Source organism: Arthrobacter globiformis (genome assembly GCF_030815865.1).
Taxonomy (GTDB): Bacteria; Actinomycetota; Actinomycetes; order Actinomycetales; family Micrococcaceae; genus Arthrobacter; species Arthrobacter globiformis_B.
In genome coordinates, this window is sequence record NZ_JAUSXI010000001.1 from 4,054,777 (window position 1) to 4,070,173 (window position 15,397).

18 protein-coding genes are annotated in these 15,397 nt (G+C 63.1%); 15 read left to right on the forward strand and 3 right to left on the reverse strand.

Annotated features, from left to right (window positions below; translation table 11 throughout):
• Window positions 1–69 precede the first annotated feature (69 nt).
• Entirely contained in the window at window positions 70–471 is a 402-nt protein-coding gene (gene mscL, locus QFZ33_RS18795) for a large conductance mechanosensitive channel protein MscL (protein ID WP_307029926.1), read from the forward strand.
• A 92-nt stretch (window positions 472–563) separates the two neighbouring features.
• Here mscL and glmM read toward each other — a convergent pair whose 3' ends face one another.
• From glmM to rplM, 3 genes are all read right to left on the reverse strand, one after another.
• Window positions 564–1,925, reverse strand: coding sequence for a phosphoglucosamine mutase (glmM, locus tag QFZ33_RS18800; protein WP_307029928.1), 1,362 nt, complete (start codon window positions 1,923–1,925; stop codon window positions 564–566).
• 223 nt (window positions 1,926–2,148) lie between these two features.
• Window positions 2,149–2,655, reverse strand: coding sequence for a 30S ribosomal protein S9 (gene rpsI / locus QFZ33_RS18805; protein WP_214852247.1), 507 nt, complete (start codon window positions 2,653–2,655; stop codon window positions 2,149–2,151).
• Between the two features lie 38 nt (window positions 2,656–2,693).
• Window positions 2,694–3,137, reverse strand: a complete 444-nt coding sequence (gene rplM, locus QFZ33_RS18810) for a 50S ribosomal protein L13 (protein WP_011692756.1) — start codon at window positions 3,135–3,137, stop codon at window positions 2,694–2,696.
• Between the two features lie 307 nt (window positions 3,138–3,444).
• Between rplM and QFZ33_RS18815 the strand changes: the two genes are divergently transcribed.
• The 14 genes from QFZ33_RS18815 (at window position 3,445) to QFZ33_RS18880 (ending at window position 15,345) form a co-directional block, all read left to right on the forward strand.
• Window positions 3,445–4,110 carry a prepilin peptidase gene (locus QFZ33_RS18815; RefSeq protein WP_307029930.1) on the forward strand — a complete coding sequence of 222 codons (666 nt, stop codon included), beginning with the start codon at window positions 3,445–3,447 and terminating at the stop codon, window positions 4,108–4,110.
• 269 nt (window positions 4,111–4,379) lie between these two features.
• Window positions 4,380–4,592, forward strand: coding sequence for a Flp family type IVb pilin (locus QFZ33_RS18820; protein WP_307029932.1), 213 nt, complete (start codon window positions 4,380–4,382; stop codon window positions 4,590–4,592).
• An 88-nt stretch (window positions 4,593–4,680) separates the two neighbouring features.
• Window positions 4,681–5,070 carry a TadE family protein gene (locus QFZ33_RS18825; protein ID WP_307029934.1) on the forward strand — a complete coding sequence of 130 codons (390 nt, stop codon included), beginning with the start codon at window positions 4,681–4,683 and terminating at the stop codon, window positions 5,068–5,070.
• The gene (locus QFZ33_RS18830; RefSeq protein WP_307029936.1) at window positions 5,058–6,074 is read left to right on the forward strand and encodes a pilus assembly protein TadG-related protein; all 1,017 of its coding nucleotides are present in this window, start codon (window positions 5,058–5,060) and stop codon (window positions 6,072–6,074) included. Before QFZ33_RS18825 ends, QFZ33_RS18830 begins: the two co-directional genes overlap by 13 nt.
• A 21-nt stretch (window positions 6,075–6,095) precedes the next feature.
• Entirely contained in the window at window positions 6,096–6,863 is a 768-nt protein-coding gene (cpaB, locus tag QFZ33_RS18835) for a Flp pilus assembly protein CpaB (RefSeq protein WP_307029938.1), read from the forward strand.
• Window positions 6,860–8,065, forward strand: a complete 1,206-nt coding sequence (locus tag QFZ33_RS18840; RefSeq protein WP_307029940.1) for an AAA family ATPase — start codon at window positions 6,860–6,862, stop codon at window positions 8,063–8,065. Before cpaB (QFZ33_RS18835) ends, QFZ33_RS18840 begins: the two co-directional genes overlap by 4 nt.
• Complete coding sequence (locus QFZ33_RS18845) at window positions 8,062–9,552, forward strand: CpaF family protein (protein WP_307029942.1); 1,491 nt, start codon at window positions 8,062–8,064, stop codon at window positions 9,550–9,552. The genes QFZ33_RS18840 and QFZ33_RS18845 overlap by 4 nt, the downstream gene beginning before the upstream one ends.
• Complete coding sequence (locus QFZ33_RS18850; protein WP_307029944.1) at window positions 9,549–10,499, forward strand: type II secretion system F family protein; 951 nt, start codon at window positions 9,549–9,551, stop codon at window positions 10,497–10,499. The genes QFZ33_RS18845 and QFZ33_RS18850 overlap by 4 nt, the downstream gene beginning before the upstream one ends.
• Before the next feature lie 16 nt (window positions 10,500–10,515).
• Window positions 10,516–11,394 carry a type II secretion system F family protein gene (locus QFZ33_RS18855; RefSeq protein ID WP_307029946.1) on the forward strand — a complete coding sequence of 293 codons (879 nt, stop codon included), beginning with the start codon at window positions 10,516–10,518 and terminating at the stop codon, window positions 11,392–11,394.
• Window positions 11,395–11,640: 246 nt separating this feature from the next.
• Window positions 11,641–11,880 (forward strand): Flp family type IVb pilin, encoded by a 240-nt coding sequence (locus tag QFZ33_RS18860; RefSeq protein ID WP_307029948.1) that lies wholly within the window; start codon window positions 11,641–11,643, stop codon window positions 11,878–11,880.
• Between the two features lie 155 nt (window positions 11,881–12,035).
• Window positions 12,036–12,389, forward strand: coding sequence for a TadE/TadG family type IV pilus assembly protein (locus QFZ33_RS18865; protein ID WP_307029950.1), 354 nt, complete (start codon window positions 12,036–12,038; stop codon window positions 12,387–12,389).
• 59 nt (window positions 12,390–12,448) lie between these two features.
• Window positions 12,449–13,261: a Tad domain-containing protein gene (locus QFZ33_RS18870; RefSeq protein WP_307029952.1), complete on the forward strand. Its 813-nt coding sequence runs from the start codon at window positions 12,449–12,451 to the stop codon at window positions 13,259–13,261.
• Between the two features lie 117 nt (window positions 13,262–13,378).
• Window positions 13,379–14,155 carry a Flp pilus assembly protein CpaB gene (cpaB, locus tag QFZ33_RS18875; RefSeq protein WP_307029953.1) on the forward strand — a complete coding sequence of 259 codons (777 nt, stop codon included), beginning with the start codon at window positions 13,379–13,381 and terminating at the stop codon, window positions 14,153–14,155.
• On the forward strand, window positions 14,152–15,345 hold the full coding sequence (locus QFZ33_RS18880; RefSeq protein ID WP_307029955.1) for an AAA family ATPase: 1,194 nt from the start codon (window positions 14,152–14,154) through the stop codon (window positions 15,343–15,345). Before cpaB (QFZ33_RS18875) ends, QFZ33_RS18880 begins: the two co-directional genes overlap by 4 nt.
• The last annotated feature ends 52 nt before the right edge of the window (window positions 15,346–15,397 follow it).

Sequence of the window (15,397 nt, forward strand, 5' to 3'; positions counted from 1 at the left end):
GCTGCACTGTTACCTGCACGCCGGTGGCCGGTCAACGTCCCGTCAATGCGGTGCGGTAGTTTGGTTGGCATGCTTAGTGGATTCAAGAAGTTCATTCTCAAGGGAAACGTCATCGACCTGGCCGTGGCGGTGGTCATCGGATCGGCGTTCAGCGCCGTGGTGGATGCGCTGGTCAAAAGCGTTCTGATGCCGCTGATCTCGTTACTGGTCGGAGAGCCGAACTTTGACAATTTCCTGGCGTTTGGCGACGTGCGGTTCGGCGTGCTGCTCACCGCGGTGGTCAACTTCCTGCTGGTTGCCTCCGCGCTCTACTTCGTCATCGTCGCCCCGATGAACCGGCTGATCGAGCACCGCAACCGCAAACTGGGCATCGGGCAGGACGCGAAGAAGGAAGCAGCCGAGGATCCGCAGATCGCCCTGCTCAAGGAGATCCGCGACGCCCTGCAGGCCGAGAACCAGGCCGTGAAGTAGCGCCGGCCGGCGCGCGCCAAGCGCAGCGAAAAAAGCAGCCCGCCTCCGTCAGGGAGGCGGGCTGCTCTGTGCTTTGCGGGGCGACGCGGAACCTAGTCGCCGACGAGTTGCAGGGCCAGCTGGGTCTTCACAACCTGGGCGAGACGTTCGGCGATGACCTGGGCGGTCTGCTGGTCGCTGGCCTCCACCATGACGCGCACAACGGGCTCCGTGCCGGACGGGCGCAGGAGCACACGTCCGGTGTCGCCGAGTTCGGCCTCGGCTGACTTCACCGCTGCGGCCAGGGTTGCGTCGCCGCCGACCCGGCTACGGTCCACGTCCTTCACGTTGATGAGGACCTGGGGCAGCTTGGTCATGATGGTGGCGAGCTCCTTGAGTGGGCGGCCCGTCAGGGCTACCTGCGCCGCCAGCTGCAGGCCGGTCAGCACGCCGTCACCGGTGGTGGCGTAGTCGGCCAGGATGACGTGGCCGGACTGTTCGCCGCCCAGGTTGTAGCCGCCGTCGCGCATTTGCTCCAGGACGTACCGGTCCCCCACGCCCGTCTCGCGCATGGCGATGCCCGCGTCGCGGAGGGCGATCTTGAGGCCGAGGTTGCTCATAACGGTGGCAACGAGGACGTTGTCGGTGAGCTTGCCGGCTTTCTTGAGGGCCACGGCGAGGATGGCCATGATCTGGTCGCCGTCCACCTCGTTGCCCTCGTGGTCCACGGCCAGGCAGCGGTCGGCGTCGCCGTCGTGGGCAATGCCGAGGTCGGCGCCGTGCTCCACCACGGCCGCCTTGAGCGGGCCGAGGTGCGTGGAGCCCACGCCTTCGTTGATGTTCAGGCCGTCCGGTTCGGCGCCAATGACAACCACATCAGCACCGGCGTCCTTGAAGACCTGGGGGGAACAGCCGCTGGCGGCACCGTGCGCGCAGTCCAGGACCACCTTCAGGCCATGGAGGTTGTGCGGGAGGGTTCCCAGGAGGTGGACGATGTAGCGGTCCTCGGCGTCGGAGAAGCGCTGGATGCGGCCCACTTCGCCGCCCACCGGGCGGACGGGGTCCTTGCCCATTTGGGCCTCGATGGCGTCCTCCACCTCGTCCGGGAGCTTCTGGCCGCCGCGGGCGAAGAACTTGATCCCGTTGTCGGGAGCCGGATTGTGGGAGGCGGAGATCATGACGCCGAAGTCAGCGTTCAGGTCGGCCACAAGGTAGGCGGCGGCGGGAGTGGGCAGGACACCGGCGTCGTAGACGTCGATGCCGGAGCTGGAAAGCCCGGCCTCGACGGCCGCGGCGATGAACTCACCGCTTGCACGGGGATCCCTCGCCACTACGGCGCGCGGCCGTGCACCTTCGCTGGTGCGTTCATGGCCAAGCACGACGGCGGCGGCCTGGGCCAGCTGCATTGCGAGCTCGGCTGTCAGCAGGCCATTCGCCAGGCCCCGGACACCGTCTGTTCCAAATAATGTAGACATCGCGTCCAAGTTTAGACGATCCGGGTCCACCTCCCGGCCCCCAGCAACGGCGACGGCACCGTGCGTCGGCGTTTGTCCTGTTCAGAGCTTCATGGCAGCGCGTCACATGCGGCTGGCCACCCAACCGCTGCTCGACGGCGGACGGGGCTTAACGGCAGAAGCCCGCCCCGCCATATGGCGGAACGGGCTTCTGGAAGCACCTGACGGCGCTTCGCAAGCGGATTTAGCGCTTCGAGTACTGCTGAGCCTTGCGGGCCTTCTTGAGACCGGCCTTCTTACGCTCGATGACGCGGGCGTCACGGCGCAGGTAACCGGCCTTCTTCAGGGTGGCGCGGTTGTTCTCGGTGTCGATCTCGTTCAGTGAACGGGCGATGCCGAGGCGCAGGGCGCCGGCCTGGCCGGAAATGCCGCCACCGTGGATGCGGGCAATGACGTCGTAGGCACCGTCAAGATCGAGGATCTTGAAGGGCTCGTTGACGTCCTGCTGGTGCAGCTTGTTCGGGAAGTAGTTGTCCAGCTCGCGGCCGTTGATGGTCCACTTGCCGGTTCCGGGCACGATGCGAACGCGTGCGACGGCTTCCTTGCGGCGGCCAACTGCTGCGCCGGCGACGGTCAGTGCCGGGCGTTCCTTCTTCGGCGCTTCTGCTTCCGCAGGACCGCTTTCCGAGGTGTAGCTGGTCAGGGTTTCCTCAGCCACGACGGCTTCGGTGGTCTCTTCGTTCTGAGCCACGGTTCTCCTTGTATAAATAAGTTGTTTGGTGGCCAGGACTACTGGGCGACCTGGGAAATTTCGAAAGTCTTGGGCTGCTGGGCGGCGTGCGGGTGCTCTGCACCGCGGTAGACCTTCAGCTTGCCCAGCTGCTGTGCAGCGAGGGAGTTCTTGGGGAGCATGCCCTTGATGGCCTTCTCAACGGCGCGGACCGGGTTGGACTCCAGCAGTTCCGCGTAGTTGACGGAGGTCAGGCCGCCCGGGTAACCGGAGTGGCGGTAGGCGCGCTTCTGCTCGAGCTTGGCGCCGGTGAGGGCAACCTTCTCAGCGTTGATGATGATGACGAAATCGCCCATGTCCATGTGGGGAGCGAAGGTGGCCTTGTGCTTGCCGCGCAGCAGGATTGCGGTCTGGCTGGCGAGACGACCAAGGACAACGTCGGTGGCGTCAATGACGTGCCACTGGCGGTTGATATCGCCGGGCTTCGGAGTGTACGTACGCACGGTGTTTGCCTCGTTCTTGTTCTGGCGTTCTTGTTTAGGTGTCACGTAAGGGTGTGCACCTACTATCTATGCGTTACCGGAACAGAGGTGAGGGCTCTATGAATCCAGTGGTCCTGGAGTCCCGAATGTGCCCGAGGAGTAGTTATCCTGCAACCGGATTCTCAGCGGGCACGCATCATCGAGAAAGGACACGCACAACGACTACCAAGAATAGCGCGAACCGGCCGCCGGGGTCAAAATGGGGTATCCGGTGGCGGGGGTCGTGGAGTCCTGCGCCAGCGCCGGGCCCTTCCACCCAGGAGTCCATGTGCCTTCAGCAGGTATCGCCGGCAGCGCCGGGCCGCTCTTTGCAGTGACCATAGGACTCCTTGGCATTTTACTGAGCCTGCTTGCGGAACGCCTCATCGCCCGCACCCTCCCCCGCCTGGGTGGCTTGCCGCGCGTACGGACAAGAATTACGACGGCGGCACTCACCGGAGTGCTCTGCGCGGCCCTTGCACTGAGGGTCGGAATGGACTGGGCCCTGCCGGCCTATCTGTTGCTGGCCGTCCTCGGCGTGCAGCTGGCCCGCATTGATGTGGCCCACCATTTGCTGCCGAATCCCCTGGTGCTCACACTGCTGGTGGCCGGCCTGGCGCTCCTCCTGCTCAGCAGCACCGCCACGGCAGAGTGGGCCGAACTGCTCCGCGCGGCCACCGGGGCGGCCATCCTGTTCGTCATTTTCCTGATTCTGGCCCTGATCTCGCCAAGCGGCATCGGCATGGGGGATGTCAAGCTTGCCGCCCCAGTGGGCCTTTACCTGGGCTACTTGGGCTGGAGTCAGCTCTTCTACGGCGGGGCGCTTGGGTTCGTATTGGGCGGGATTTTATCCGTCGTTTTGATTAGGCTAAAGCGCGCCAATTTAGGCTCGGAAATCGCCTTTGGCCCCTCGATGCTGGCCGCGGCACTGAGCACTGTTTTATTCGCATCCTAAAGACCGGTATTTGTGGTGAAACGTTGGATTTCCTACAACAACCTTGATGATTTCTTGAGTATTCAAGTGGTCCAGTGCTTGCAGCTTTCGTAGTATGAGTACCGGCTTTAGTGGAATACCTATTTCCGCGGGGGAAGTCGGGTAGAACTACGCATTGTTGGCAGGCCGGTTTTCGGTGGATTCTTTAGCTATCGAAGCACCAGCCCTTTCGCGGTATGGGGGAGGCTGGAATTCGATGCATTTATTCCATCGAACTTAAGGAAAATACAATGACTACTCTCATGGTCTCGGTTCTTACCTTCGTTTCCGGAATCAAGGACCGGCTGGAATCCGAAAAAGGCGCCACCGCAACCGAGTACTCGCTGCTGGTGGCCTTCATTGCGTTTGGCATCATCGTCGCCGTTACCGCTTTCGGCACTGCCCTCAGCGGTTGGTTCACCGAAGTCTCCGGAGTCGTCAACGGTTGGGATGCCACACCGTAGGTCCTCGAACCACCGGGGAGGCGCGCCACGCTTCATAGCAATCGTGGCGCACCTCCCTCCTATCGGGCCTCAGTGAAGGGTACTGGCCATGACACGCAAAGAAGCAGTGAAACAGGAGCATTCCCGTGGTGCAGTAGCTGTTGAGTTCGGCCTCGTTGCGCCGATACTACTGGCCCTCCTTGCCGGCATTGTGGAGTTCTCACACGTCTACAATCTGCAGATTTCCGTCATTCAGGCCGCCCGGGAAGCCGCCAGGGAGATGGCCATCGAGGATGACCAGGACGCAGCAGCCCTTGCCGCAACCGCAGGCGCGCCCGGCCTGAACGGTGCAGATTTTGAGTACGCCTTCTCCCCCGGATCTTGCACGGCCGGCGAGAACATGACCGTCACCATCAGCTACCCCGCTCCAACACTGACGGGCATCTTCGGCAGCACCGTGACGGTCACCGGGACAGGAGCCATGCGATGCGAAGGCTAAAGGCTAAACCCTCGGAGGCCGAACGGGGTGCAGTGGGTGTCCTGGTGGCCGTCATGATGCTCGTCATCATCGGTGCCGGCGCACTCGCCGTGGATGTAGGGCAGATTTATGCGGAACGTGCCCAGCTCCAGAACGGTGCGGACGCCAGCGCATTGGGCGTCGCCCAGGCCTGCCACAAGACAGGCTGCACCCAGGCGGAAGCCCAGGCATTTGCCGACGCACTGGCCTCCGGAAACGCCAACGACGGCGACGCGAACGTCTCCGAAGTTGACCTTTCCGTACCGGACCAGGTGACGGTCCGGACCACCACGAAGAACGGCAGCAGCAGCGTGCTCGCCATGCTTTTCGCCAGCGCCCTAAACGCACCGGCAGTCAGCGTGGGCGCTCATGCCACTGCGTCAATCGAGGTTCCTGGATCAGGAGATGGCTTCCCGCTGGCCCTGTCCGAATGCCAGTACGACCTCACCGACGCAGTGGAAACGGGCGTCCTTCAACAGATCCGTTACAAGCCTGGAATGGCTGACTGCACGTCGACGTCCGGGCATGCAATTCCTGGCGGGTTCGGCTGGCTGGATCAGAACGGCGGTCCGTGCCAGGCCACCACCGATGTTGAAAATAACGCCGCCTACGATCCTGGCGCGGACTACCCGAGCAAGCCGGGCGAAAACTGCGATTCCGTCCTGCAGGGTTGGATCAACACCATCCAGGCCGGCGACGAAGTACTCGGCGTTTTCCCGGTGTTCGACAATGCCGGCAAGGACAAGGGAAAGGGCTGGTTCCACATTCGGGGCTACGCCACGTTTCAAATGGTCGGCTGGAAGTTTGGCGGCGGCTCAAGTGACCCACGGACGTACAACAATTCTCCCACTCCGGCTACTTCCTGCGTGGATCCTTGCCGAGGCATCATCGGCAAATTCAAGAAATTCGAATCCATTGATGCATTCGAAGGAAATTTGGGCAGCGGAGACGACCTCGGAACCGTCTTCATTCGCCTCACCAACTAATCACTCTGCTAGGGGGATAAAATGAAAACTCGCCTACTGGGAGGAATTGCCGCTTTATTGGTGGCGATTATTGGGACCGTCCTGCTGGTCAATTACGTGCAGAATGCGGATAAGCGCGCACTGGCGGACACGGAAACTGAATCCGTATACGTGGTGGAGAAAACCATCTCGGCCGGCACCGGAATCGATAAGGCTGCCGGCGCCGTTGTCCGGAAAGAAGTACCCAAACTGGCTGTGGCCGCCGGAGCCGTGACCGAGCTGAGCCAGGTTGGCCGGAAGGTCGCCGCCGTGGACCTGATGCCAGGCGAGCAGCTCCTCACCACACGCATGGTGGACGCCGATTCCATCCTCGGGCCGTCCCGCGTCCAGGTTCCTGTGGGCATGCAGGAAATCACCCTCAAACTTCCCATCGAGCGCGTGGTGGGCGGCACGCTTGCGGCCGGTGACACGGTGGGCGTGTTCCTCTCCGTGGAGGACTCAGCGGCCAAGTCGGGCGGGACGCAGCTGACATTCCACAAGGTTTTGGTCACGGCGGCCCAGTTCAGCAACGGCAGCACGGCCAAGTCGCAGGAGACTGCAGCCGAGGACGATTCTTCCAAGGGGTCGCTCAACTCGAAGAAGTCTGCTTCGTCGAATGACACCTATCTCATCACCCTGGCCCGCAACTCCGCCGATGCCGAGAGGATCATCTTCGCCACCGAGTTCGGCAGCGTGTACCTCTCCAAGGAGCCGGCGAACGCGGTGGAGAGCACGTCAGGCGTCGTGAATACCGGAAGGTTGTTCCGATGAGCCGCTTTGTCCTCATCACCCCGAACGCCGACTTCGAGCGCCGCATCCAGCTGGCAGTGTCCGGCATGCACGGCTCGCTGCGGGTGTTCCAGGCCGACTACCTGCCCGAAAGCCCGCAGGACTTCCTGCGGCAGCTTGTCGGCGAACCCCCAGAGGTCCTGATCCTCGGACCGGGCCTGCCGGTTGATGACTCCCTGAAACTGGCTTCCGTCATGGATCTTCAGTACCCGGAAATCAGCGTTGTGTTGGTGGTCCCGGAAACCAAGGAGGTCGTGCTCCAGGCCATGCGGTCGGGCGTCCGCGACCTGCTCGATCCGGCCGCGAACCCGGACGCCATCCGCGTCCTGCTGGAACGTGCGAGCCTCGCGGCCGCGGGCCGCCGTCGTGGTTTGGCCCCTGAGGCGTCAGAGCATGCCGACCACGGCGAGGGCGGGCGGGTCATCACCGTCATGTCCCCCAAAGGCGGGGTGGGCAAGACCACCGTGGCAACCAATCTCGCCGTCGGGCTGGGCAAATCCGCCCCCATGAGCGTGGTGATCGTGGATCTGGACCTCCAGTTCGGCGATGTTGCCAGCGGGCTGATGCTTGACCCGGAACACACCATCACCGACGCCGTGGTGGGCGCGGCCAGCCAGGACTCCATGGTCCTCAAGACCTACCTGACCGTCCACCCCGCCGGCATCTACGCCCTGTGTGCGCCCAGAAATCCGATCGAGATGGACAGGATTTCCGGTGAACAGGTCACTCGCCTCCTCAACCAGCTGCGCGAGGAATTCCACTACATCGTGGTGGACACGGCACCGGGGCTGGGCGAGCACGTGCTGGCAACGCTTGAACAGGCCACGGACGCCGTCTGGATCTGCGGAATGGACATTCCCAGCATTCGGGGCCTCAGGACAGGATTCCAAATCCTGTCCGAGCTCGGCCTCGTCCCGGAGAAACGGCACGTGGTGCTGAATATGACGGACCGCAGGGCAGGCCTCACACTGCAGGACATCGAGGCCGCCGTTGGCGCCCCCGTGGATGTTGCCCTCCCCCGTTCCAAGACGCTGCCCTACTCCACCAACAAGGGAGTACCCATCCTGCAGGACGGCAGCCGGGACACAGCAGGCAAGGGGCTCCGCCAACTGGTCGAGCGCTTCAAACCGAACTGGGAAGAAAGACCTCACAAGAAGCTGCACAGAAGGGCGGTAGTCCAGTGAACCTCACAGACCGGTTCCAGAACCTCCGGGGCGAGGCCAAACCCGACCCCGGGAAGCCACAGGCCGCCGACGTCTTCAAGCCCAGGCCCGCTGCCGCAACGCTCGGCAGGAAGCATGAGGAGCAGGCGGCACGCTCGGCGGCGAGCGCCGCCGCAGCTTTGGAGGCACCAGCCGTTGCTTCCGTTGCCAGCGAAGCCCTGAATGCACTGAAGGAACGGGCGACCCAAACGCTCTTTGAACGGCTGGGTTCACGGCTCACGGACTCCGCCCTCGAGGACGAGGAACTGCACCAGTTTGTCCGCGATGAACTGAAAACCGTCGTGGACGAGGAGCAGGTTCCGCTGTCTGGTCCCGAGAGGCAGCGGCTCATCCGTGACATCATCGACGACGTCCTAGGCCACGGCCCCATCCAGCGGTTCCTCGATGACCCGTCCATTACGGAGGTCATGGTGAACCGCTATGACCAGGTCTACGTGGAACGTCAGGGCCGCATTTTCCCCACGGACACGAAGTTCAGTTCGGATGAATCATTGCGCCGGGTGATCGACCGGATAGTGTCCAAGGTGGGCCGCCGCATCGATGAGTCCTCCCCGCTTGTGGACGCGCGACTCGCAGACGGCTCGCGCGTCAATGCCATCATTCCGCCATTGGCCGTCAGCGGGCCGGCTCTGACCATCCGAAAGTTTGGCCGGGACGTGCTGACGGTCCATGACCTCGTTTCCTTGGGCAGCCTCTCCCCCGAGATGGCGGAGCTCCTGAACGCCTGCGTCGTGGCCCGGATGAACATCATCGTTTCCGGCGGCACCGGCACGGGCAAGACCACCCTCCTGAATGTGCTGTCGGGATTCATCCCGCCGGAGGACAGGATCGTGACCATCGAGGACGCCGTGGAACTCCAGCTCCAGCAGGAGCACGTCATCCGGCTGGAAAGCCGCCCGCAGAACATCGAGGGCAAAGGTGAGGTGTCCATTAGGGACCTGGTCCGGAACTCGCTGCGTATGCGGCCTGACAGGATTGTGGTGGGTGAGGTCCGCGGCGGCGAATGCCTCGACATGCTGCAGGCTATGAATACCGGCCACGACGGTTCAATCTCCACCGTGCACGCCAACTCGCCGCGTGACGCTATCGCCCGCCTTGAAACGCTGGTGCTGATGGCCGGCATGGACATTCCGCTCCGGGCAGTGCGCGAACAGCTGGCCTCCGCGGTCAACCTGATCGTCCACATCACCAGGATGCGTGACGGCTCCCGCCGCGTCACCCACGTCACGGAGGTGCAGGGCATGGAGGGCGACATTGTCACCCTCCAGGACGCCTTCGTGTTCGACTACTCGGCGGGCATGGACGCCAACGGCCGCTTCCTCGGGAAGCCCGTGCCGACGGGCGTCCGGCCACGGTTTACGGAGCGTTTCGCCGAGCTCGGCATCGAGATCTCGCCGGCCGTGTTCGGAGCATCCCTCCCCGGCGTTGCGCCGGCAAGGGGGCGGTGACGGTGCCAGCCGACTCCGGCGTTTTCGTGGTGGCGCTGGGGCTGCTGTACCTCGCGATCGTCCTGGTCTTCGGCGTGGCCCTCAGGCCAAATTCGGGCATTCCGCTGTCCCGCCGCCGGCCCGACGTCCCAGCCCAGACCTCATCGCTGACTAGGCTGACCGACCACGCCGTGGGGGTGCTGAACAAGGGCCTCAGGAAGCGCGGGCCTGGCCTGCTCACCCAGGAGCGGCTGGACGAATGCGGCCTCAAGAAGGAACCGGGCGACTACCTGATCATGGCGGCGGTCATCACGCTGACGGCCGCCGTCGTCGGTTTCTTTTTAGGCGGCATTTTCGCCGCTGTCCTCCTGGCTCTGCTTGCCCTGCTGGGGCTGCACCTGCTGCTGAACGCCCTGGCCGGACGCCGCCGTCGGCACTTTGACCAGCAGGTGCCGGATACGCTCCAGATGTTCTCCGGTGGCCTCCGTGCTGGCCACAGTCTGCTTCGGGCCGTGGATGCGGCCGGGCAGGAAAGCCAGCCGCCGATGTCGGAGGAACTGGGCCGGATCGTCAATGAGACAAGGATTGGACGCGACCTCGGCGAATCGCTGGCGGACGTGGCCAGGCGGACCCAGAGCGAGGATTTCCTCTCCATCTCGCAGGCCATTGAGATCCACCGGGAGGTGGGCGGGGACCTGGCGGAAGTGCTGGACCACTTGGGCGACACGGTCCGCGACCGCAACCAGGTGCGCGGCCAGATCCGGGCGCTGAGTGCTGAGGGCCGGATGTCGGCGATCGTCCTCATGGCCCTGCCGGTGGTGATGTTCATCGGGCTGACGCTGTTCAACGAAATGTACTCCCGCACCTTTACCGGCACCCTGCCCGGCTACTTCATGATCGCCGGGGCAGTTGTTCTGCTCACCGTCGGCGGTTTCTGGCTGAGCCGCATCATCAAACCCAAGTTCTAGGAAGAAGGTGGTCATCATGCAGCCTGTGGCTTATGCGGCAATTCTGGCGGTGGTCTTACCCGTGACCGTCATGACGTGGTTCGCCTTCACCGGCGACCGGGCGGGGCTCCGCAACATGCAGGCGAACCTCGGCCGTGTGTCCAAAGCCAAGGGTCCTGCCCTCAGCGTCAACGAGAAACTGATGCTGGCCAGCCAGCGCATCATGCCGAAGGGCTACGCCGCGTGGCTGGACCGGCAACTCGCGGGTGCTGGCCGGCCCAAGGACTGGCCGCTGGCCCGGCTCATCATGGTCAAGCCGCTGCTTGCCTTCGCGGGCGCCGTTCCCGGGTACCTGTTCTTTGCCGGCGGCCCGTCGGCTCAGCGGTTCCTGATCCTGTTGGGTGTGACGGCGCTTTGCTACTTCACTCCCGACCTGTTGGTGCGCAGCCGGGCGCAGAAGCGGCGGGAGGCCATCCGGATGGAGCTGCCGGTCGCTCTGGACCACATGCTGATCTCAGTCCAGGCCGGCCTCGGGTTCGAAGCGGCGATGGGACGCGCCGGCACCAGCGGCAACGGCCCAATGGCCGAAGAGCTGATCCGAACGCTCCAGGACATCCAGGTGGGCAGGTCGCGCAAGGATGCGTACCTCGCCATGGCGGAACGGGTCGACGTGCCGGACGTCCGCAGCTTCATCCGGGCCGTGGTCCAGGCTGACGCGTATGGCGTTGCCATCGCCAGGGTCCTCAAGACCCAGGCCGAGGACATGCGGATCAAGCGGAAACAGCGCGCCGAGGAGCACGCCATGAAGATGCCGGTGAAAATGCTGTTCCCGCTCATCTTCTTCATCCTGCCCACGCTGTTCATCGTGGTCCTTGGTCCGACGGTGATGAGCATTATTTCGATGTTTGCGGGATAGGTTGCATCGGCTGTTTTGCAGGGCCCTTCGGTTTCGTGGAACCGAGGGGCCCTCGTGCTGTCCTCTTGGGGTGACACAAACGGTTCAAGGTTCAAGGTTTGCGCAAGGCAAGCGCAGGAAAAGCGCAGTCCGCTGAAGGTTGGCTCAGGATGTGGCAAAGAACCGACTTGAGGCGAATTTCCGTTGCTAACTTTCTTACAGAGCTGGTGATGGACCAGCTTTCCAACACTCGCTCAGGAGTAAAAAATGCTTGCTTTCTACACAGACCTCTCAGTCCGCCTTCGTCAGAACGAAAAGGGCGCAACGGCCGTTGAATACGGGATCATGGTTGCGCTCATCGCCGTCGTTATCATCATCGCCGTCACCATGCTGGGCGGCTCCTTGAACGCTATGTTCAAAGCGGTAGAGTGCCAGGTTGGCGGCGGCACATGGGCAGCGACCGAGGCAACCGCCACTGCGGCTGCTTCGGGAACCTGCACTCGCTAGCTCATAAGCTCTCAGTCAGGGAAAGCCTGCGAGGGCACCCTGAGGCGCAAGAGTAGCGGCGGCGACCGTGCCGCCGCTACTCCGATTTCCGAGTTGAACCGCCTGTATGGAAGGGCATTAGCATGTACCGGGAATCCGAGCGGGGTGCAGCCGCCGTGGAGTTTGCGCTGCTGGTACCAATCCTCATCGTGTTGGTCTTCGGCATTATGGAGTTCGGCCGCGCTTACAGCGTCCAGATGTCACTGGCAAACGCTGCCCGTGAAGGTGCCCGCAGCATGGCAATCACCAAAAACCAAGACACTGCCCGTACGGCGGCAAAGAATGCAGCATTACACCTCAGCCCGGCCCTTGAGAACGGCAACATCACGTTCAGTCTTACAGCCGGAACTTCGGGCTGTCCCACAAACGCGCAAACCACGGTGAACATCAGCTACAACCTCAGCACGATGACCGGCATCGTCGGACCGTTCACCATGACAGGGAGAGGAACCATGCTGTGCGGCGGCTAGCATCCGGGGCCGACGGGGAACGCGGCGGAATCGCTGTCATTGTTGCCATACTCATGGTAGTGCTGCTTAGCTTCGCCGCAATCTCTATTGACGTCGCAAAGCTCTACTCCGAACGGGCGCAGCTCCAGAACGGTGCTGACGCGGCCGCCCTGATGGTTGCACGCGCTTGCGCCACTGCAGCACCAGATGGCAATTGTTCTTCAAGCCCCTCCGACAATGTTAGAACGCTCGTTAGGGGCAATGCTGTGGATGGCCTCAGTAACGTTCATTCGGTCACGGTAAACGGGGTCGCCCATACAGTCGATGTCACCACAAGTGCGGAGGAAGCAGGCAGTTCACCCAACTCTGTCTCGATGTTCTTCGCCGGGATCTTGGGTGTTACTAGCGCCGAGGTACGGGCCAGTTCGAGCGTGCAGTGGGGCACACCGGTCAGGGGAATCATGGTCTTGCCCTTGGCAGTTGCGGAATGCAAGTTCAATCTCAGCCGGGATTCCCAGGCAGCCACCGAGCAGATATTGGAGTTCGGTTCGGGCTGCGGAAGAGTTCCAGGCGGATTCGGCTGGGTGGACGGTACCGGAAGTCAGTGCGGTCTCACCATCGGCGTTGGTATGGAGAGCGACGCAACGACATGGTTCTCCATTGATCCCGGCGCCAGTCCACCGACGCGATGTTCCGCCACCGACCTAAGCAAGATGAACAACCAGACAGTCCTCCTCCCGCTGTATGACAAGGCCGCCGGCACCGGCACTAACGCCGGCTATTTCATCAAAGGCTTCGCGGCCTTCCATGTCACCGGCTACAAGTTTGCTAATGACGGGTGGCCAACGGGGTCGGGGTTTGCCCAACAAGAGCCTGCGAGGCTACTTCGTTAAATTCGTGTCTATTTCTCAAGCCCTCGAACTCGGAACTGCCCCGGATTATGGCACTTCCGTCGTGAAACTCACCAGCTAGAACATGCCATTCAGTCTTACAAACCCCAGGAGCAGTTCGTGAAGTCTCGATTGTTGGCAGGAGCGGCAGCGGTAGTCCTAGCCATCGTGGGCGCCATGTTGGTCATGTCTTATGCCCAGGGCGCGGACCAGCGGGCCGTAAAGAACCTTGAGCCCGTGGCGGTTTTGGTCGTAAAGACAGCGATTCCTGCAGGAACTCCGGTGGAATCCATGTTGGCCTCGCTGACCACGGAGCAACTCCCGGCCACGGCGGTGACCGACTCTTCCCTTAAGTCCCTTGACGAATCCAAGGGCAAAGTGGCCGCCGTCGACCTGGTTCCCGGAGAACAGTTGGTGGCCGAACGCCTCGTCGCTCCTGAGGAACTCAAGACCCCGGGTTCAGTCGAAGTTCCGGCAGGACTTCAGGAAGTCTCCTTCCAGCTTGAGCCGGACCGCGTCGTCGGTGGCCGGCTTGCCCCTGGCGATCACGTGGGCGTCTTCGTGTCCATGGACGAAGGCGGCCTTGAAGACAGGGCCGCCAAGGAAACCACCAAGTTGACCATCCGTAAGGCGCTTGTGACCGCTGTCCAGCGCGCGCCGGAGGCGGCCCCCACGGCCGCGCCCGCGCCCACCGCGAGCGCCGACCCCAGCCCTGCCGATCCCCGGGACACTACCCTTCCGGAGGGGTCACTCATGATCACCGTCGCCGTTAGCGATGCTGACGCCGCAAAGATTGTCTTCGCTGCCGAATACGCCAAGATGTGGCTGAGCAAAGAACCCACCAACGCCAAGGACAGCGGTCCCCGGATCATTCAGCGGAGTGAGGTGTACAAATGAGCCGCTTCGTCCTGATCACCCCCAGCGCGGACTTTGACAGCCGCTTGCGGCAGGCCGTGGCCGGCGGGCTCCAGGGCGGCGTGCAGACATTTTTCACGACCATCCTGCCTGCCGGCCCGTACGATCTGTTCGCCCAGCTGAACCAGGAGCAGCCCGAAGTCCTCATCCTCGGCCCGGACCTGCCGGTCGAGGAGGCACTGCGTCTGGCAACCGTGCTCGACGTACAGGTACCGCACCTGATGGTGCTCTTGGTCAGCGAACCCGACCCTGCGCTGATCCTGCAGGCCATGCGGGCTGGCGTCCGCGACGTCCTCAGCCCCTCGGCTGATCCAGCTCACCTGCGGGTGCTGCTGGAACGCGCCTGCCAGTCCTCCGCCAACCGGCACCGCGTGGAGCAGCAAGGCCCCGTTGAAAACCAGAAGGGTGCCGTCATCGGCGTCTTCTCGCCCAAGGGCGGCGTGGGCAAGACGACCATCGCCACCAACCTCGCCGTGGGTCTGGGGAAGCTGGCCCCCATGAGCGTGGTGCTTGTGGACCTGGACCTGCAGTTCGGCGACGTGGCCTCCGGCCTGTACCTGAATCCGGAGCACACGGTCACCGACGCCGTCTCCCCCGCCGCCAGCCAGGACACCCTGGTGCTGAAGGCCTTTCTCACGGTACATCCCGCCAGCATCTACGCGCTGTGCGCGCCCGTCAGCCCAGTTGAGGCCGACTACATCACCCCGGACCAGATAGCTCGTCTCCTCGAACAGTTGGCCGAAGAGTTCCAATACGTCGTGATCGATACCGCGCCCGGGCTGCCGGAAATCGGACTGGCAGCCATGGAAGCCTGCTCGGATGTGGTCTGGGTCAGCGCGATGGATATCCCCAGCGTCCGTGGCCTCCGTTCAGGCATGGACATCCTTCGCCAGTTGGAAATCCTGCCTGCAGGGCGTCACGTGGTCCTGAATATGGCGGACTCCAAGTGCGGACTTACTGTGCAGGACATCGAATCCACCATCGGAGCTCCCGTGGACGTCAGCGTCCCCCGGTCCCGGGCCGTGGCCCTGTCCACCAACCGCGGCATGCCGGTGCTGCTGGATGCCAAGAAGGATCCCGCGGCTAAAGGCCTCAGTCAGTTGGTCGACCGGTTCGGTCCGGCCGCGGGCGCCAAAGAGCAGCGGAGCAGCCACCGCCGGGTGGTGGTCTAGATGAAGCTTTCCGAGCGTATCCAGGCCGCGCAGCTCCGATCTGAAGTTCCCA